General features: G+C 47.2%; 20 protein-coding genes, 1 tRNA gene and 1 other annotated feature. Of the genes, 11 read left to right on the forward strand and 10 right to left on the reverse strand.

Going from position 1 to position 18916, the window contains the following annotated elements; all coding sequences use genetic code 11:
* Positions 1–24 precede the first annotated feature (24 nt).
* The gene (locus J0L70_RS03610) at positions 25–810 is read left to right on the forward strand and encodes a CsgG/HfaB family protein (RefSeq protein WP_017287870.1); all 786 of its coding nucleotides are present in this window, start codon (positions 25–27) and stop codon (positions 808–810) included.
* A gap of 106 nt (positions 811–916) precedes the next feature.
* On the opposite strand, the gene J0L70_RS03615 is transcribed toward J0L70_RS03610, so the two are convergent.
* Positions 917–3271 (reverse strand): GH116 family glycosyl hydrolase, encoded by a 2355-nt coding sequence (locus J0L70_RS03615; protein ID WP_287453146.1) that lies wholly within the window; start codon positions 3269–3271, stop codon positions 917–919.
* On the opposite strand from J0L70_RS03615, the gene J0L70_RS03620 reads away from it, so the two are divergent.
* Complete coding sequence (locus J0L70_RS03620; RefSeq protein ID WP_287453147.1) at positions 3271–3858, forward strand: GIY-YIG nuclease family protein; 588 nt, start codon at positions 3271–3273, stop codon at positions 3856–3858. The genes J0L70_RS03615 and J0L70_RS03620 overlap by 1 nt on opposite strands.
* Positions 3859–4040: 182 nt before the next feature.
* The gene (locus J0L70_RS03625; protein WP_017287867.1) at positions 4041–5348 is read left to right on the forward strand and encodes an APC family permease; all 1308 of its coding nucleotides are present in this window, start codon (positions 4041–4043) and stop codon (positions 5346–5348) included.
* Here the strand turns inward: J0L70_RS03625 and J0L70_RS03630 are convergent.
* Positions 5345–6190, reverse strand: a complete 846-nt coding sequence (locus J0L70_RS03630; RefSeq protein WP_287453148.1) for a DUF4351 domain-containing protein — start codon at positions 6188–6190, stop codon at positions 5345–5347. The two genes, J0L70_RS03625 and J0L70_RS03630, sit on opposite strands and share 4 nt — an antisense overlap.
* Positions 6191–6334: 144 nt before the next feature.
* Between J0L70_RS03630 and J0L70_RS03635 the strand changes: the two genes are divergently transcribed.
* Genes J0L70_RS03635 through J0L70_RS03645 form a run of 3 tightly spaced genes read left to right on the forward strand, consistent with a single transcriptional unit; the run spans position 6335 to position 10676 of the window.
* Complete coding sequence (locus tag J0L70_RS03635; protein WP_287453149.1) at positions 6335–9277, forward strand: CHAT domain-containing protein; 2943 nt, start codon at positions 6335–6337, stop codon at positions 9275–9277.
* Positions 9274–9996, forward strand: coding sequence for a hypothetical protein (locus tag J0L70_RS03640; protein ID WP_287453150.1), 723 nt, complete (start codon positions 9274–9276; stop codon positions 9994–9996). The genes J0L70_RS03635 and J0L70_RS03640 overlap by 4 nt, the downstream gene beginning before the upstream one ends.
* Positions 9993–10676: a hypothetical protein gene (locus J0L70_RS03645; protein ID WP_017287863.1), complete on the forward strand. Its 684-nt coding sequence runs from the start codon at positions 9993–9995 to the stop codon at positions 10674–10676. The genes J0L70_RS03640 and J0L70_RS03645 overlap by 4 nt, the downstream gene beginning before the upstream one ends.
* 104 nt (positions 10677–10780) lie before the next feature.
* On the opposite strand, the gene rplL is transcribed toward J0L70_RS03645, so the two are convergent.
* The 8 genes from rplL to rplS all read right to left on the reverse strand — a co-directional run bounded on the left by rplL (position 10781) and on the right by rplS (position 14630).
* Entirely contained in the window at positions 10781–11176 is a 396-nt protein-coding gene (rplL, locus tag J0L70_RS03650; RefSeq protein WP_017287862.1) for a 50S ribosomal protein L7/L12, read from the reverse strand.
* A gap of 41 nt (positions 11177–11217) precedes the next feature.
* Positions 11218–11745 carry a 50S ribosomal protein L10 gene (rplJ, locus tag J0L70_RS03655; RefSeq protein WP_287453151.1) on the reverse strand — a complete coding sequence of 176 codons (528 nt, stop codon included), beginning with the start codon at positions 11743–11745 and terminating at the stop codon, positions 11218–11220.
* Between the two features lie 35 nt (positions 11746–11780).
* Positions 11781–11926, reverse strand: a sequence feature (ribosomal protein L10 leader region).
* A gap of 10 nt (positions 11927–11936) precedes the next feature.
* Positions 11937–12653, reverse strand: coding sequence for a 50S ribosomal protein L1 (gene rplA / locus J0L70_RS03660; RefSeq protein ID WP_017287860.1), 717 nt, complete (start codon positions 12651–12653; stop codon positions 11937–11939).
* A gap of 49 nt (positions 12654–12702) precedes the next feature.
* Positions 12703–13128 carry a 50S ribosomal protein L11 gene (rplK, locus tag J0L70_RS03665; protein ID WP_017287859.1) on the reverse strand — a complete coding sequence of 142 codons (426 nt, stop codon included), beginning with the start codon at positions 13126–13128 and terminating at the stop codon, positions 12703–12705.
* Between the two features lie 24 nt (positions 13129–13152).
* Complete coding sequence (gene nusG / locus J0L70_RS03670; protein WP_017287858.1) at positions 13153–13782, reverse strand: transcription termination/antitermination protein NusG; 630 nt, start codon at positions 13780–13782, stop codon at positions 13153–13155.
* A complete protein-coding gene (secE, locus tag J0L70_RS03675; RefSeq protein WP_017287857.1) occupies positions 13779–14000 on the reverse strand; it encodes a preprotein translocase subunit SecE in 222 nt (73 codons plus the stop codon). Before secE ends, nusG begins: the two co-directional genes overlap by 4 nt.
* Before the next feature lie 103 nt (positions 14001–14103).
* A tRNA-Trp gene (locus J0L70_RS03680) sits at positions 14104–14176 on the reverse strand.
* Positions 14177–14264: 88 nt separating this feature from the next.
* A complete protein-coding gene (gene rplS, locus J0L70_RS03685; RefSeq protein WP_017287856.1) occupies positions 14265–14630 on the reverse strand; it encodes a 50S ribosomal protein L19 in 366 nt (121 codons plus the stop codon).
* Positions 14631–14871: 241 nt separating this feature from the next.
* Here rplS and cbiM point away from each other — a divergent pair, with 241 nt between their 5' ends.
* The 5 genes from cbiM to J0L70_RS03710 all read left to right on the forward strand — a co-directional run bounded on the left by cbiM (position 14872) and on the right by J0L70_RS03710 (position 18769).
* Positions 14872–15579 carry a cobalt transporter CbiM gene (gene cbiM / locus J0L70_RS03690; RefSeq protein WP_017287855.1) on the forward strand — a complete coding sequence of 236 codons (708 nt, stop codon included), beginning with the start codon at positions 14872–14874 and terminating at the stop codon, positions 15577–15579.
* 13 nt (positions 15580–15592) lie between these two features.
* The gene (locus tag J0L70_RS03695) at positions 15593–15913 is read left to right on the forward strand and encodes a PDGLE domain-containing protein (RefSeq protein WP_190649806.1); all 321 of its coding nucleotides are present in this window, start codon (positions 15593–15595) and stop codon (positions 15911–15913) included.
* A gap of 119 nt (positions 15914–16032) precedes the next feature.
* Positions 16033–16815: a cobalt ECF transporter T component CbiQ gene (cbiQ, locus tag J0L70_RS03700; protein ID WP_017287853.1), complete on the forward strand. Its 783-nt coding sequence runs from the start codon at positions 16033–16035 to the stop codon at positions 16813–16815.
* Positions 16805–17569: an energy-coupling factor ABC transporter ATP-binding protein gene (locus J0L70_RS03705; RefSeq protein ID WP_017287852.1), complete on the forward strand. Its 765-nt coding sequence runs from the start codon at positions 16805–16807 to the stop codon at positions 17567–17569. Before cbiQ ends, J0L70_RS03705 begins: the two co-directional genes overlap by 11 nt.
* 336 nt (positions 17570–17905) lie before the next feature.
* Entirely contained in the window at positions 17906–18769 is an 864-nt protein-coding gene (locus tag J0L70_RS03710) for an NHL repeat-containing protein (RefSeq protein WP_268184427.1), read from the forward strand.
* Positions 18770–18916: the final 147 nt, after the last annotated feature.

Genomic DNA, 18916 nt, shown 5'->3' on the forward strand with positions numbered 1-18916 from the left:
ATATCACTCGGATGAATCACACTTATGAAAATTTCACCTAACTTTCGAGCACTCAGTCTGAATGCTGCTGCAACGATCGTCGCCTTGGGTTTCAGTCTCAGCGCTGGAACCGCAGCATTCGCGCAATCCAAACTAACCATCTCTGTTCCAGAGTTTAAGAATGAGACAAATTGGTGGTGGTGGCGCGGTTCGACAGCTCGTGAGCTAGCTGACGCACTCAGTAACGAATTAAGTTCGACTGGAAAGTTTACGGTTGTTGAGCGTCAGAAACTTGGAGCCGTTCTTTCAGAGCAGGAATTAGCAGAGCTTGGATTAGTCCGTCGAGGGACTGAAGCCAAGAGAGGACAGTTGACGGGATCGCAGTATATTGTCGTCGGTCAAGTGACTTCTTATGAAGAAGGAGTTGCTGAAGAATCGACCGGGGGCAGAGTCGGCGGAATTAATATTGGTGGCATCCGATTAGGCGGAGGAGCACGCCAAGAAAAGCAACAAGCTTACATTGCAGTTGATCTGCGGGTTGTAGATTCGACAACAGGCGAAGTTGTCCATTCTCGAACCATTGAAGGTCGCGCAACTTCAGAAGCGGGAGGGGGCGATTTGGGTGTGAGTATTGGTGGCGTGAGTTTGGGTGGCGATCGCTCCCAGGCAAAACGTGCGCCGGTTGGGAAAGCACTGCGTGCTGCCTTGATCGAAGCAACAGATTATTTAAGTTGCGTAATGGTTGAGAAAGGTTCTTGCATTGCGAAATATGAGGCGAAAGATCAAAATCGTCGGGAAAGAACGCGAGGCGTTTTGGATTTGGATGAATAGATGAGATAAAAGCATTGATCTCTTTGAGATCAATGAATTGAGGAGATAGGGAATAATCTGAGCCTAGATTCTCCCCATCTCCCACTTGCAAACCTCATGCGGTGAATTATTCGGCTGGAGTATTGCGATCACACATCAGATAAACCGCCCAAATCGCCATTGCTCTCAAATAGTGACTGGCTCGGAATGTCCCTGCGGCGGTAATCGCTTCTGGGGTTCTGAACTGCAAGCCATGATCATAAACTTGCTGAACAACTGATTCTGTAATCGCCCAGGCTTCAGACTTCATGCCCATTCGCATCAAGAAAGCAGCTAAGCCAAAATTAATTCCTGTCCAGACTTCAAGGGGATGGGTTGCATTCGGATTTTCAGGAGAGCCATCGGGTCGAACTCCATTCGCTGCGCCGATCGCACGTTCCACATTCATCTTTTGATTGAATCTCACGAAGCAAGCATCGTAGATCGTTTTGAGTGCAGACTCGGTGCATTCGGTTGGCACAACGTCCGGCAGATTTAACAACGTCGCATAGAACTGTCCGCAGAGTTGATCGGCCATGACAACATCAGAGCCACTCTCACTATCTAAGCGGTAGTAAGTTCCATTCCAAAGTTTCTCTTGATAAATTGGACGAGATTGAGCGAGCCATGCTTGGTAGAGTTCGACTGGACGATCGAGAATTTTGCCAATTGCGATCGCGCTTTCTAGTGCCGCAATCCATAATCCGCCACAGTAAGCACTGACTCCTTGCAATCGCCAATCATCAAAGGTTTGATCAGGTGCGCCAGAGTTTTCAGGAATGCCATCATTATCGAGATCGAACTGTTTGAGATAGAGAAGTGTTTCAGCGATCGCATCCCAACATTCTGCTAAAAATTCGACATCGGTTGCGCCAGTGAGTAAGTAATCTCGATAAACTTGCAGCACAAAGTCGGAGCCTAAATCCTTCCACAAGTTGCAATCTTGATAAGCGGTATAGTTCGTTTTCTCCCACACATGCTCATTCGGTGCGCCCAAATCGTGTGGAGTTGCGCCTTTTACTTTGCGCGGTGCCATCGGACTCTCGGAACCGATCGTGTAATAGTAACCAATCACGCGGGTGCGATCGTCTTGTGCTGGAATTGCTCTCGCGAAAGCTAGCATGACGGATTTCTCTAACTTCTCCCAAAGCATAAGCAGTCCAAACGAGCCATACAGCCGCACATCCAAGCTCTCATACCAGCGATAATCAATGCACTCTAGTACCGCAAACTGTCCAACGGGATCGCGCTCGTCCGCAGCACTCCACAAGGTTCCACCTTGAGTCAGGTCATAGAGTTCGTTGAACAATGCCATTTTGAACCAATCCGGGAGATCAGCTCGATCGAGAATCGGTTGCTGCCAATCTTGGATCTTTTCTTGCCATGATTTTAGATGCTTCAAAGCCGTTCGAGCGATCGACCATGCGTTCTGTCCACTGCGACCGAAGAAATCGGTATAGCGTCGGAAATACTCAATTCCTTGAGCAAATTCGGTGACTGGAAAATCCCAACTGAGAACAAAAGGAATTTGTAGAGTTTGACCAGGTTTCAAAGTAAAGCGAACTGCGATCGCACTGCCGAGCGTTTCTCCGTTTGAAAGGGTCTCGTCATCTCGATCCCGAAGCGATCCATCTTGCGAGAAGCTTTGCCAAAGCTCTGAATGTTCAAGCCAGCGAGTATCGTAAAAGACTTCCCACAGATAAGGATTGAGATTCGTTGCGATCGCCCATTGTCCGTCGCCTTCAGTCGGTTGATCAAAAGCGCGAGACATAACGATCGCTAATTGATTCTCGTTACCCGTTAGCTGATTGAAATTCCCTGCGCTTTCCCGCATTCGAGGCTGATATTCATACACAGGACTCCCATCATCTCTGAGGCGAATCTCTGGAGATTTCAATGCATTGGTAAACCAGCCGACCATATTCTGCCAGGTCAGCATAATACTGAGCGTGATCGGCTGATCCGTTGGATTGTGTGCTGTCCATTGAAAGACAGCAACGGGATAGCTCGTTTCTTGATAGTTCTGAGCAATGATCGGTGAGAACTGTTCACACGTTAGCTGCGCTTGAAACACATTCTCGTACTGGAACCAGCTCCGCGGATACAAAGCTGAATAAGTTCCACCATTTTCAGGATATGAATTTTCTACACTCTGATCCGTGGTCAACTGATAAGCCTGAACGGTTTCTCCGACCTGTTCAAACACGCTAAATTGACATGCTGGCATCGACTCAAACACATGTTCGCCGCCATCAATATGCCAAAGATTAAAATCTCCTTTCGACGATCGCCCAATACATCCCGCTCCGAATCCTCCCAACGGTGCACCATGCCAAGCCCCATCATCCAAATTGCTCGGATAGCGTACGGTGTAGGGCTTTTCCCATCCTTTTCCAATCGGACGCTTCCAAGCGCAATTCGGGATCTGAGAAGATTGAGTCATTGTTAAATTTGGCGATCGGCAATGCTCAATATACTACGATCGAGCAACTTCGCCCCGTGAATCCAATGTCCGAAATTCCATCGCTGTCAGAGTTAGAGTTTCTTCCCTACGTTGATCAAGCTGGTCAATTGCTAGAACAGTTTCAAGGCAAAATCGGCATCTATGCAATTTTTGATCAAGAGAAAAACCTGAAATTTGTTGGGTTCTCGCGAGATGTATTCTTAAGTCTCAGACAGCATTTGGTGAGGTGTCCACGGGAGTGCTATTGGGTGAAAGTCAGTTTAATCGATCGACCAAATCGCACAATTTTAGAAACGACTCGCGCCGCTTGGATTGAAGAAAATGGTGCACCACTCAGCGATGAATCACAGTGGACACAGCCGATTCAGGTAAAAGAATTCATGACTGCTCAAGAGCGATCGACCTTTGAAAGCGCGATCGATGAACTCTCTCAAATGAAAGCATTAAAAAACGTTGCCCGCCGAGTGGAGTCGGAGATTATGGCACAACTCAAAGCGCGCAACGTTCAAGCTGAAATTCGATTTAATCCGAAGTTGAAAGAAGAAGGATTATTGGATTTGAAATAAGCTAATCAGCTTGCACTCTTGCAAGAACTCGATCGCTTCTATAAGCTTCATTTCCTAAACATGTTCGAGTGTTGCAATCATTGCATACCGCGAGACGATCGCAACGTGTAAACCTTAAGCTAGACCGTGAGCGATCGCGAAAGTGATAGATTTCCACCCTTGTTAGAGGTAAAAAAGTTGACATGGAAACGAATGAAGAATCGACCTCACTCAAACGAGTGTTTGGGCTACCTGCCTTAGTGATCTATGGAGTCGGTGACATCTTGGGGGCGGGAATTTACGCCGTGATTGGAGATATCACGAAACCTTCGGCTTCACTGGTTTGGGTTTCATTTATCATTGCCCTCGTCGTTGCTGCTTTTACGGCTTTGAGCTATGCCGAGTTAGGAGGACGATTGCCAAAGTGTGGAGGGGTCGCGCATTTTGTCCAGCAAGCTTTTCGGATTGACTGGCTTTCGACATTAGTTGGCTGGGTCATGTTTTGTACCTGCATTGTCTCAATGGCAACGATTTCCAAGGCATTTGCTGGCTATCTGATGGCTTCGATCCCGGTATTGCCCGAGTGGTTTCTGGTCATTCTTCTGTTTGCAGCACTGGGCTATGTCAATTTTCGAGGCATGAAAGAGTCCTCGTTACTGAACTTGGTGTGTACCGCGATCGAGACTTCAGGACTCTTGATCGTGATTCTACTTGCCAGCATTTATATATTCGGAGGTGCAGCAACAACGGCTCCAGTTGTGGCGATTCAACCTGAAACAGGCTGGACAGGAATTATCGGAGGAGCGTCGATCGCGTTCTATGCGTTCATTGGCTTTGAGGACATTGTGAATGTCGCTGAAGAGGTCAAAAATCCTGAGCGGAATGTGCCAAGAGCAATTGTTTTGTCCTTGGCGATCGCGGGAGTCATTTATATCGCGATCGCTTGGCTGGCTGTGAATGTGCTGAGTCCTACAGATTTAGCTGGCTCAAAAGCGCCTTTGCTTGATGTCGTCACTCGCGCTCAGCCAAGTTTCCCGAAGTTGATTTTCACATTCATTCCTCTGTTTGCTGTGATGAATACAGCATTGCTGAACTTTGTAACTGCGTCGCGATTAGTTTTTGGGATGGCTCGCGAGGGCTTAATTCCGACCTGGGCAGGTAAATTACATCCTGAACGAGCAACACCTTATCGAGCAATTTTGGTGATTTTAGCGATCGTGATTGTGATTGCTCTAGCTGGCACACGAGAACTGCTAGCAGGAACAACCGCAACGCTGATTCTCATTATGTTTGTTCTGACCAATCTTTCTCTGCTAGTGATTAAGCGTCGAGAGCCTATCATTTCTGGGTTTCAGGTTCCGCTGATCGTGCCTGCGATCGCAGTTTTACTCAATCTTTTGCTCATTGCCTATGCACAGCAAAAGAGCCATATTTTCGCATTGGGCTTTATCACAGTTGGCGCATTGCTGATTTTGCTTCAGAATACTTTGAAGAAGAAGCAGTTGACCTAATTTTGCTCTGCTAGCCAAACTTCTAAATCGGTTTGAGAAGAGAAGTTCAAAAGCGCGATCGCTAAGTTTCCAAGTTGCTCTAAGTTGAGTGTGGAAATGCGATCGCGTTCTTGTTGCGAGAGTGAACCGATTTTTTGCTCCAGCATACGGAGAATCAGCGATCGTTGCCCTTGTAAAAGTCCTTGTGTGAGTCCTCGTTCTTCGCCTTCTTGAAGGATTTCTTGATAGATTACGGATTCTCGCATCATGTCCTCCCGAAATAGGCGGTGGATTCTATCTTTATCGTACTTTAGACCTGCCATAAGCTGCACATACGACGAAACCTCGCGTCGTTCTTCGGTTTCAGGAATTTCTGCAACTTGTTGAACAATGCGATTGAGCAGTTGATCTGGATTTTGAGTTCGAGTCAGAGCAGCAAAAGGCAGCAGAACTGGATCGTGTAGAAATGGGTCTGGGTCTTGCTCCCACATTTTTACAACTTGAAATTCATGGCGAGTTGATTCTTCTTCAAAGAAGTTTTCGATCGTCATTCCTTCACTCGGCGGCAACAGCACAATCACGATTTGAGTAATCGAGAATCGATACAATCGATACAGCCGCACCCAGTAATCTAGTAACCGAAAAGGGATAGGCGGATCAGATGTCCAAATGGTCTGGAACTCTAGATGAAGAATGCGATCGCTCGTTTTCAGAAATGTCACCGAGTCTGCTCGAATGGGTTCGATGCTCAGTTCGGTTTTGAGAACTTCGATCGTGCTTGTCACTTCTTCGCCGAGTAACCAAGCTGCAAATCGCTCCGGGTGCTTTTCCGCTAGCAGCTTACAAAGATTGTCGAAGCTCATACATATGTATCAAAATCTTTGTGTAGTGTATCAGGTTCGCGATCGTGTATCCATCACAGCAAAGGATAAAAGCGATCGCTAGAGTTCCCCAATCTCTACTTTTCGCTTTGTAGAATAAATCTGATTGTTTCAAGGCTCTGATCGATGTTTCGGAATTTCTGGCGCAAGAGTGGCGATCATTCTAAGGCTGAAGTCGAAAATTCTCCGTCTCACAGTTCCTCGGTTGACTATGAAGCGGTGTTGTTTACCTTGCTGGATGAGGTGGAACGACGATCGGAGTTTAATCGCGGATGGATTCGGGGATTTTTGGAGCAGCGAGGGGTAACGCGGGAGGCGTTGGCAGAATGGTTGCGTGGGTTTGGGGAACGATTGCAGAGTGGGGAAGAACATCAGGAATTAGGGAAGCGGTTATTGAGGTTGGGACGGCTGGATGAAGGTGAATTGTGCCGAGTCGCAGGATTGATTGGGAGACGGTTGGAGCAAGAGTGTCGATCGCAGGCTCCGAAGGAAGCGTCCGCTTGGTTTGAGCGGGGAAATGAGTGTTACGTTGCAGGGGATTTTGAGGGAGCGATCGCAAGCTATGACAAGGCACTCGAGATCAAACCAGACTTTGACATAGCTTGGGTGGGTCGCGGCGCTGCACTCCATAATCTAGGACAGGACGAAGATGCAATCACAAGCTATGACAAGGCTCTCGAAATTAAACCAGATGATCACAATGCTTGGGTTAATCGTGGATTGTCACTCGCTAATCTAGGACAGGACGAAGACGCAATCGCAAACTATGACAAGGCTCTCGAAATCAATCCGGATGATCACAATGCTTGGGTTAATCGTGGATTGTCACTCGCTAATCTAGGACGGGACGAAGACGAAATCGCAAACTATGACAAGGCTCTCGAAATCAATCCGGATGATCATGCAGCTTGGAACAATCGCGGATTGTCACTCCATGATCTAGGACGATACGAAGACGCGATCACAAACTATGACAAGGCTCTCGAAATCAATCTGGACAAGAGCCAAGCTTGGTACAATCGCGGCATTTCACTCGATGATTTAGGACGTTACGAAGAAGCGATCACGAGCTATGACAAAGCGCTCGAAATCAAACCAGATGACCACCTAGCTTGGGCTAATCGCGGCATTTCACTCCATAATCTAGGACAGGACGAAGATGCAATCACAAGCTATGACAAAGCGCTCGAAATCAAACCAGATGACCACCTAGCTTGGGCTAATCGCGGCATTTCACTCCATGATCTAGGACAGTACGAAGATGCAATCACAAGCTATGACAAAGCGCTCGAAATCAAACCAGATGACCACCTAGCTTGGGGCAATCGAGCGGTAGCCTACTGTAGTCTAGTACAGCAAGGAAATTTTCAGACGAGTCTCATTACAGCGATCCAAAACTCTAATCTGTCGGTTCTCGATCACGTTTCGGCATTGCAAGAAGCAATCCCTCATCTTTCCCCTGAAACCTACGAATATGCTGTATTGTTTTCGTTGCTAGGTAAAGCTTATTACGAACACTCTAACAGTCAACCAGATCCTCGTGTTTACTGGCGTAATGCCGTTCGGAGCTATAAAACTGCTCTGCAGATACTTACAGCAGAGCGTCATGCGGAAGAGCGTCTTGAAGCTTTGCAGGGAATAATGCGATCTCTCCTGAGATTAGAAGAAATTGAAACGGCTTGCACACATTGCATAGAAGGCGCAGAAATCTTTCGCAAACTGCTCAACGCGCAACCTACACCCTTCCAAAAACGCAATCTCGAAATAAAATTCTCAGATTTCAATCGCATAGCTGTCGATAGCCTAATTGCTCAAGGCGAAACTATCGTCGCTCTCGAAACCGCAGAACGCTACAAAAATCGCTGTCTCACTTGGATTCTCGACGAATGGAAAGAACAAGTCATCAGCCCAAGCTATGCCGAAATGCATCAACTGCTCAACCCACAAACCGCGATCGTTTACTGGCATTTCAGCGATGAGTCCCTCACCACCTTTATCCTTACCCCAACTTCAGAAGACCCGATTGTTCTAGAAAATTTGATCCCCTACGCTCGCTCTCAAAAGCTCCAATCCTGGATCAAATCCTGGAACACTCAATACAACGACTATCGCACTAAGAAAGCCAATCAAGCTGATCATTCTTGGCGCAAAGCTCTATCAACCCAGCTGACAAAGCTCAAAGAACTTCTGCAAATTCAAACGATCGAATCTCACCTCCCAAACATTCAAAACCTCATTCTCCTGCCCCATCGAGATTTGCATCGTTTTCCCCTTCACGCTCTATTCTCAGAAAGTTTGACCATCACCTATCTTCCTAGCATCCAAATTGGCTTAAATCTAAAATCGAGATCCAGCGATCGCACTTCTTTCCTTCTCAATGTTGAAGATCCCGATCGCGGCAATTCAATGCCTTTCGCCCAACTCGAATCAGTGATTTTGAAAGCAATGTTCGCCCCAAACGCCTTCTCGATTCCACCAGAAAAGAGCGATCGCGCAACCGTCGAATCCGCTCTCAAAACACATCACGGCATCTTTCATTTCACAGGACACGCCAACTATAACGATCGCAAACCTGAAAACTCCGAACTCGCACTCAAAAACTCAGACACGCTCACAGCCAAGGAAATCAGTAGTTTAGATCTGAAAAACTATCATCTCGTCAGCCTCTCCGCCTGCGAAACCGCGCTGAATGGAACTCAATCGATCGATACCGAATACGTCGGCTTAACTAGCGCTTTTCTCCAAGCCGGAGTTCCACACGTCATCAGCACCCTTTGGACAGTCGAAGAAGCCTCAAACGCCTATCTGATGATCCGGTTCTACCAATTTTGGCAGGCGGGTCAAGAAAGCGCGATCGCACTTCGATCCGCCCAAAACTGGCTCCGTACCTGCTCAAATTCCACACTCGCCCAATGGCTCAAAGACTTGCTCCCCAAAACGGAAAGCGATCCCGGCGCTCAAGAATATCTTCGGAGTTGTATTCAAAGCATTGAATGTAAAATAGACGAAACAGACCCGCCGTATCGCGATCCTTATTACTGGGCAGCCTTTACCCATACTGGACTATGACGATCGCTAATGCCTTCGATGCTTTTACCTTTCAAGCCTTTTCTCTGGCACTCCTTCAGCTAGACCCCTCTCGCTTGGAAGCCCTGCAACCCACGCTACAAAGCATTAGCGACCTCGCCAGCCGTCAACCTCAATCCGCTGTAAATCAAATCCGGCAACTTCTCGATCAAGATTCCGAACTCAAATCTATTTACGACTCAGAATACGATCGCCTCGCACAGTCCTACCAAACCCAAGAACGTGCCAAAGGATTTTTCGATTCACCGACCAGTGAGGCAACTCTAACTTGGGACGCTCTCGCATTCCCCATTCTGCAATCGACAGATCCCATCGAAACAGCTAAAAATCTGCTCAAGCGAACAAAATCTAAGCAGACAGCAAACACTCAGCCTTACCTCAATTCTTTGCAACGCACGATCGCCACAGTCGAGCAAACCGAAATCAAAATCCTCAAAGCGATCGAGCAGCGCCCCATTGCAATCGAAGATTTAGTCTATGTGGTTGGACTCCCTATCAATCAGGTATCAAGTATTATCCAAAGTCTCTGGAAACGCGGATACATCGATCGCGCTACCAGTAGTTTTATCTCGATGCTATTTCCCCAACGCAAGAAAGCACAGCAACTCGATCCACAGATTCCACTCGCTTTAACCTCAACAGGCTATTTCTTCCTGCACCCGATTATCACAGCCAGTCCATCCGAGGCATTGAATCGATGAATTGGCTGCAATCTTGGGAACCGTACATCGCGATCGCGCTGCTGACTGGACTAATCAATCTCCCCATCTCCATCAAAAAACTACTGAATAAGTGCCAATCTCTTCCCTTCTTCAAACCACTCAGCACGATCGCATTTTGGTGGTGGATTTTGGTGAATTTAGCTCTACCTGCAACCGTTTTCTGGCTTCTCTATTCAATTCCCACTAAACCAACCGTCAACGCAGATCTCGTAACCAAAGCAATTACATTTGGCTTGATCTTCACAGCTTTTGCCAATGCTCGTGTCGATACTGGCTTTTTTGGAGTCGATATCGAGAAGTTTTACAAATATCTCACTCAATTTACCTACGATCGCATCGCGGCCAGCCAAACCAGAGAAACTGCTGCATTTTGGACAGATTTTGAAGCCGATCTGAACCAAAATCAGCCTGATATCAGCGAAGGTCTGAACTATCTAGAAAACTATTTTCAAAATGATGTCTCTCTCGACGAAATCGCAAAACAGGATTACCAGAAACGTCTCGATCGAGTTCGTCAAATGACGGTCAAATCTGAACAAACAAAAGCGATTCGGACTCTTATTGCAATCCGACGACGCGATTTACCCGAAGTATTAAAGCGCTTCAGATGTAGCACTGCCTTCTTAAACAAATATCTATCCAAACTTCCAAAGCAGTAGCATTTTGCATCTATCGATTTCCAATCACTCCACAAGAAATCACAACCAACAAAAAAGGAGCCTCTCGCAAGAGACTCCCAAAATCATCAGAATCGAACGAGTGACTATTTAACCGTCACTTTACCGCCAGCTTCTTCGATTTGTTTCTTGATGTCTTCAGCCTCAGCCTTAGCAACACCTTCTTTGATTGCTTTCGGCGCAGCTTCTACAAGATCTTTTGCTTCCTTCAGACCCAAGCCAGTGATACCGCGAACAACTTTGAGAACGGCGATCTTCTTATCAGCAGGAACTTCTTCCAAGACTGCATCAAATTCGGTCTTCTCTTCGACTTCTTCAGCCGCAGCACCGCCGCCAGCACCCGGAGCCATCATCATCATGCCACCTGCGGGAGCAGCAGCACTTACACCAAAAACTTCTTCGATTTGTTTAACCAGCTCAGAAGCTTCGAGCAGGGTCAAACCTTTCAACTTCTCTACAATTTCATCAGTTACAGCAGACATGGACTAACTCCTAAATCAATTGAAATTTGCCAAGCAGATTACTACGCTGCTTCTTTTTCGGACACCTGTTTGATCGCTCTTGCCAAACCAGACGGTACTTCGTTGATACCCACTGCCAGCTTGGTTGCGACACCGTTGATAGCACCAGCAATCTGTGCAATGAGCTGTTCCTTAGAAGGTAGATCTGCAATCGCTTTAAGATCCGCTTCTTTGAGAACTTTGCCATCCATCACACCGCCGCGCATCTCGGTCTTTTTGGATGCCTTTTGGAACTCTTGATATGCTTTGATCGCACCACCAAGGTCGTCCTTGACCATCACAAACGCGGAATCACCTTTCAGTAATTCGCTGACCGCTTGCCAGCGATCGTCACCTTCGGTCGCTTTCTCCATAAACGTGTTCTTTGTCACCTGACAAATCGCACCTTTCGGACGCAAACGATTCCGTAAATCCGAAATCTCCGCAACAGTCAAACCACTGTAGTTAACGATAAACATCAACTGTGATTCGCTGAGCGTTTCTTTCAGACCTGCAACAATCTCTTTCTTGTTTGCTAACGTTCTTCCCACTCTTTCTCACCTCCTGGTTTGGGACGAATGAGAATATCCAAAAACAAAAAACTCGACTTTAAGAGAAAGCCGAGTTCGCATGATTTCTAAAGAACACTCGAAAGTGTCTGGAAAAATCAAACCTCGGCAGGACATTAAGGCTTTAACCACCTGCTGTCTTTGGTTTGGATATTCAGTTGAAAAACTTTTGTCTAAGCAGCGTCTCCAACCTTGAGGTCACGCAATGCGTTGATATCGACCTCAATGGACGGACCCATCGTTGACGACACGTACATTGTACGCCAATAGCGTCCTTTTGCACCAGCAGGACGATTTCGATCGATCGTTTCTTGCAGGGCTTTCAGGTTCGTCAACAAATCTTCTGCGGAAAAGCCTGCTTTACCAAATAGAACGTGGACGATCCCAGTCCGATCTGCCCGGAATTCAAGCTTACCTGCTTTGAATTCAGCGATCGCTTGCGGCAGATCAAAGGTCACCGTACCACCTTTCGGCGAAGGCATCAAACCACGTGGACCTAGCACACGACCAAGTTTTGCAACTTGAGGCATCACGTCGGGAGTTGCAATCAGCAGATCGAAGTCCATCCGTCCTTTCTGGATTTCATCGATCAGTTCTTCAGAACCTGCAATATCCGCGCCTGCGTTCGTTGCTTCCGTTACTTTTTCACCACGAGCAATGACCGCGACTCGGATTTCTTGACCCGTTCCTTTCGGCAGTGCAACGGTGGTTCTTAACTGTTGGTCGGTGTACTTGGGATCGATACCGAGACGAATGTGCGCCTCAGCCGATTCAGGAAATTTCGCAGTTGCTGTTTCTTTGAGCAATTGCAAGGCTTCAAGCGGCGCATAAGCCTTGTCTTGAACCTTTGCACGCAGTTCTCTGGTGCGCTTTGATAGTTTCTTTACCATGTGTCTCCTGGGGTAAATGGCGAGAAAATCTCTCCCCCGAAAAATTGAACTAGTCGGTGATGGTTACGCCCATGTTACGAGCGGTTCCAGCGATGATTTTCTTAGCTGCTTCAATGTCGTTGGCATTGAGGTCAGGCATTTTGGTCTTCGCGATATCTTCGAGTTGAGCTTGAGTAATCTTGCCCACTTTCTTTTTGTTCGGTTCGCCTGAGCCTGTTTCGATTCCGGCTGCTTTTGCAATCAGCTTCGAGGCAGGAGGCGTTTTGAGAATGAACGTGAAGCTACGGTCTTCGTAAACAGAGATTTCTACAGGTACAACCATCCCTGCTTGGTCAGCAGTTCTCGCGTTATATTCCTTGCAGAACATCATGATATTGACCCCGTGCTGACCCAGTGCAGGTCCGATCGGGGGTGCAGGATTCGCCTTGCCAGCGTTGATCGCCAGCTTGATCACTGCGGTTACTTTTTTTGCCATCGATCTTGACTTTCTGAAAGCCGATTAAATTTTCTGCACTTGGTTCACTTCTAGTTCTACCGGGGTTTCACGCCCAAAGATAGATAGAAGTGCTTTGAGCTTGTTCCGCTCTGGGCTGAGTTCGATGACTTCGCCTTCAAAGTCTTTGAATGGACCTGAAAGCACCGTAATCTTATCGCCCATCGCCATGTCAATTTTTCTGACAGGCTCCTGCTCTTGGGACTGTTTGAAGATGCGTTCCACTTCTCCATGCCCCAATGGCATTGGTTTGACGTGACCTCTGCCTCGTCCGTAGCGCCGTTTTTGCTCCGCGCCGACGAAGTTAATCACGTTGGGGGTGTTCTTAATTACCTGCCACGTTTCGTCATCCATCACCATTTTGACGAGGACATAGCCTGGGAAAACTTTCTCAGCCGATTCCTTGGCTCGTCCGTCTTTTTGGTGCTTGAGAATGGGCGTTTCAGGAATTTGAACTTCCAAAATCCGGTTCACAACGTCGAGCGTCTCGATCCGTTGCTCTAAATTCATTTTGACGCGCTTTTCACAGCCGGATGCGACCTGGACAGCATACCATCGAGCACCTTTGGCTAGCTCTGCCTCCAAGTTTTCTTCGGAGCGATCGTCGTACTGCGTTTCGTCTGAGGTAAATGTCATCCGAATACTCTCACTTGTGCCCAATGAAAGAACTGATCAACAAAGTAAATCAAGCTAGCAGAGAGCGTGACCATCAAAATCACAGAAAGCGATTCTCCAATCAGTTGCTGACGGCTAGGCCACACAACTTTGTCGAGTTCTTCCTTCGTTTCTTTTGCGAACTCGTTCGGATTAAATCCTGATTTTTGCTCCAAAGCTGACTCGCCTTTCTTTGCCACTGCTCTGCTCCATTGTTCGACCGAACTTTTATGATAATGATTTTTGTCGATCGCGGCACACTACCGAAAAAATCCTATTACATGCAAAATCAGAGTAATTCAGCGCGCCCTGGAGGACTTGAACCCCCGACATCAGGTTTTGGAGACCTGCGTTCTACCAACTGAACTAAGAGCGCATATGCTGAACGACTCTGAATTGCGTTCTTTATCTAGTCTACCAGGTGTTGTGCATTCTAGCTAAAAAAACCGAGTGCACTTTAACCACTAGACCAAGGGACGATCGAAACGCTGCTTCAAGCGGGTCGCCTTACCAACGCGATCGCGCAGATAGTACAACTTAGCCCGACGCACTTTCGCCCGACGCATGATTTTGATGCTTTCAATTCGTGGGGAGTGAACCAGGAAGACCCGTTCCACACCTACGCCTTGGAAAACCCGACGTACAGTGATGCTCTGGGTAAGACCTGCACTACCTTTTGCGATCACAACGCCTTCATACGGCTGCGTCCGTTCCTTATCGCCCTCTTGAATGATTACGCCGACGCGAACCGTATCCCCAATGTAAATCGTTGGGAGATTGTCTTTTATTTGTTCCGCTTCAATTGAGCGGATGATTTCTTGCGCGTTCATAAAGGGCTTGCAAAACTCACAATCGCGTATCTTAGCGCGTGATCGCGCACTTTGTCTAGAGGAAGATTCAAGAAAGTTGTTGAATTCTTAAGTCTCGCTTAAATTCCGCCCGTCATCCTCCTAGAGGGGATTGAATTCTCAGAGATAGGTCAATTTTACTGAGGGTTCATCCCCGACCTCCACAAAGTTTGTCCTAAGCATTTCTTCTCATCCGAGAATGTCGTATTGGAGATAGGCAAATATGGTTTTTGTTTCGACTCAGCTTGCCCTGCATGTTCCAGATGGCTTTCTGAATCTACCGGTTACGTTAATTACTTGGATCTGTGCACTTGCACTCGTCGCCATTAGCCTGAGACAAGTCCAATCAGATTATCAAGAGCGGGCTGTGCCGTTGATGGGCGTTTGCGCTGCTTTTATTTTTGCAGCTCAGATGATTAATTTCCCGATTCCAGGCGGCACTTCAGGACACTTGCTCGGTGGAACATTAGCGGGTGTGTTACTGGGTCCTTGGGCGGGATCGCTCGTGATGTCGGTCGTGTTTATCGTACAGGCGTTTCTGTTTCAAGATGGCGGGGTGACTGCACTCGGCGCAAATATCTTCAATATGGGGTTGATTGGAACATTTGGCGGGTATTACCTTTACCGCACCATTCGCTACATGATGGGGAGAGATTCCTTGAAAGGGGTTTTGACCGGAAGCGCGATCGCGAGTTGGACAAGTGTGGTTGTGGCTGCAATCATCTGTGCAGTTCAGCTTGCAATTTCTGGAACAGTTCCGTTACCAGTTGCATTATCAGCGATGACATTTTGGCATGTCATGATTGGAATCGGGGAAGCGATCATTACGGTGATTGCTGTGAGCTATATTTTTAAGACTCGTCCAGATTTGATTTATAAAGCGCCAAGATTGGGAGCTTTGGAACCGGATCGTTCTTATTCTTCACGGTAATTTAGGGGGTAGTATGACTCAAGTTTCACAGACTCGAAATCGAGCGTTTGTGATTTCGGGATTGGGAGTTGCGCTGTTGGTTGCAGTGCTTTTGTCGCCGTTTGCTAGTTCTGATCCGGATGGACTCGATCGCGTTGCTCAGGATCAAGGGTTTGAGCAAAAGGCAGCAGAGGAGCCGATCGCGCATAAGTTGCCGTTTTATCAAGTGTTTGAGGAGTATCAGTTGCGAGGAGTTCCAGAACAAATTTCGACTCCTGCGGCTGGATTGATTGGAACATTAGTGACCTTTGGATTGGCATGGGGTGCAGGGAAGGTTTTGATTCGCGATCGCTAGGCGAGAAGTAATTGCTGCGTTCTCATGACCTTTAGCCTCCTAAAATTCCTGACTCTGGGAACTTAGGGGGCGATTCTAACTATTTTCAACAGAGATCCACACTTGTCTAGGAGATCTCAATGATCCTGTTACACCTGGGTGCAATGCACCTTGTGGAAGCTGAAAAAAATCAAACGCTTTGGCATCGGTTGACTCCAAAGTCGCGTTTACTGTGCACCTTACTTTTAGTCTTTGCGATCGCGCTTACCCCCAATGGTCGCTGGCTGACTTGGGCAGTTTATGCAGGTGCAGTCGGGCTGATTATGCTTTTGAGTCGTGTTCGATTATGGGTCTTATTCAGGCGCGTTGCCGTTGAATTTGTTTTTATTGGTGTGGTTCTGCTCGGAACCTTGTTTCGAGACGGCGGGCACACCCTATTTCGATGGGGTTGGATACAAATTACAACTGAAGGCTTAACCGTTTTAGGGAGTGTCTCACTTAAAGCGTTCTTATCATTACTGATATTGAATACTTTAATTCTAACGACCTCGGTTCCAGCATTGCTTCATGCATTAACTGCACTGAAAATGCCACCGTTGCTTGTCGCAATTCTCGCATCCATGTATCGCTATATTGCAGTGCTGATCGATGAGTTTCATTCGATGCAGAAAGCAGCACGATCGCGCAATTTAATGGGAAATCCCAAGCGCCAACGCATCATCGTTGGCAATATGTTTGGCTCGCTGTTCATTCGCACCTATGAGCGAGGAGAACGAGTCCATCAAGCGATGCTCGCGAGAGGATATCAAGGTCTTCCTCCACTGGCAGAAACTCAGTCCGGAGGTAGGGGCGATATTCTAGCACTCACAATTATGATCTCGGTTCTTTTGTTCGGACAAGCAATTACTTTTCATGCACCATAATCCGATTGAAATCTATAACCTTTCCTACTGCTATCCAGATGGCAATCGCGCACTGAATGGAATTACGATTTCAATTGGTGCGACTGAGCGAGTTGCGCTTGTGGGGGCAAATGGTTCAGGCAAATCGACACTCTTAATGCACTTTAATGGATTGATCACACCGCAAGTGGGACAGGTCATTGTGGGTGAGCTTCCGGTTGAGCCTCAGTATCTTAAGCAGATTCGCAATTTTGTTGGCATTGTGTTTCAGAATCCAGATGATCAGCTATTCATGCCAACGGTTTGGGAAGATGTGACCTTTGGACCTCTAAATCAAGAGATTCACGGGCAGGAATTAATCGATCGAGCAACAACCGCGATGAACTGTGTGGGACTTGATCCGGAGCTGTTTGGGTCGAGAAGCGCAAATGGTTTATCAGGTGGGGAGAAAAAGCGAGTCGCGATCGCAGGTGTTCTTGCCATGCAGCCGCAGGTTCTCGTGTTAGATGAACCTTCGGCACAGTTAGATCCGCGATCGCGAAGACAACTGATCGAATTGCTCGATAGCTTGCCTCTGACACAGTTGATTGCGACGCATGATTTAGATTTGGCGTTGGAACTGTGTAAGCGCACGATCGTACTCAGTAAGGGTCGAGTGGTTTACGATGGTTCAACTGAGAAAGTCATGAGTGATCCTGACCTGCTTGCTCAACATGCACTAGAGCCACCTTTAAGCTATAGTCGCCCTTACTGCCAGCTAGAGGATCTTAAATAAGACCTTTGGCTAGATTTTTCGATTTCGACTGCAAAGCTTTTTGCTGAGTCCAGTACTGCATCTCACTGACTGAATATTGAGGCTACGCCAATATAGCTACGACGAAAGTGCATATCCGATTTTTTCACGAAAAAATGCGGAAGAAATAAAATCGCAACAACCGCTTGAATAGGGCAGCCATTGATTCAAGTCGGTGATTCTGTGATGACAATTCAAATGAGTAGAATAATTCGATCCTCGAACACGAAAAAGCGAGCATCATTCAGGTCATGCAGACTTGGATTAGGCACTGTAGCGCTTACAGCTACGCTGAGCCTTAGCCCATCAAAAGCAGCAGTGGCGTTGTCCTACAATCCAACTGGAGTATTCTTTGCAAACACTGGAGTGCCCACCAGTGATCTAGCACTGACAAGCACTGGTGAAATACTTGCAACAAGTTATGATGGCGGTTGGATTCGACGCTACAACAGCAGCGGAGGCTTGCTGTCCCAATTTGGAACAAATTTGAACGGTCCTTGGGGAATTGCAGCAGACAGCACGGGTACAATTTTCGCTGCTAACTTTAATGCTAATGAGTTGCAGCGTTACAACAGTAGTGGAGTGCTACTAGGAAGTACTCCATTCAATGAGCCTGGGGGTATCGCGATCGAGAGCAGTGGAAATGTGTTGGTTTCAAGTTACTCTGCCCCTTCTATCGGTAGATTCAGCAGCACAGGAACTTTCCTGGGCACGTTTACCACATCGAATCTAAGCAATCCACTTGGAATAGCAATCAATAGTGCGACCGGAGAGGTTCTTGTTGCAAACCGAGGATCTGACTCAATCACACGATACGACAGTGCCGGGGTGTTTCAATCAACATTGGTATCAGGCTTACCTGGAGTTATTGATGTCGTTATTGACAGTACAGGGGATGTCTTAGTATCAACCGCTACTTCTGTACAGCGATTTAACGGGGCTGGTGTTTTGCAGCAAACACTTATCCCATTGGGAACAGGAGAGATTGAAGGACTTACTTTGGATGGTACTGGTTCGCTCTTGGCAGGGCAGCGAGATGGTACGATTACTCGCTTTACTGCAATTCCAGTGCCATTTGCGTTCTGCCCACTCTGGGGATTTTTGCCTCTGGGGATTCGTCGTCTCAAGCAGCAATTCTCAAAGCTGCGAAGTCGCTCATCGGCGCAGGAGTCGAGTTTTTAGGAACTTAATATTCTGGCACTCAGAATTATGATCGCGATTCTTTTGTTCGGACAGGCACTTTATTTTCAAGCACCAAAACATGAGTTATGGTGCTTGATGAACCGTCCGCACAGTTAGATCCGCGATCGCGGATCTAACTGATCGAAT

It is taken from the genome of Leptolyngbya sp. UWPOB_LEPTO1 (assembly GCF_017302695.1).
Lineage (GTDB): Bacteria > Cyanobacteriota > Cyanobacteriia > Leptolyngbyales > Leptolyngbyaceae > Leptolyngbya > Leptolyngbya boryana.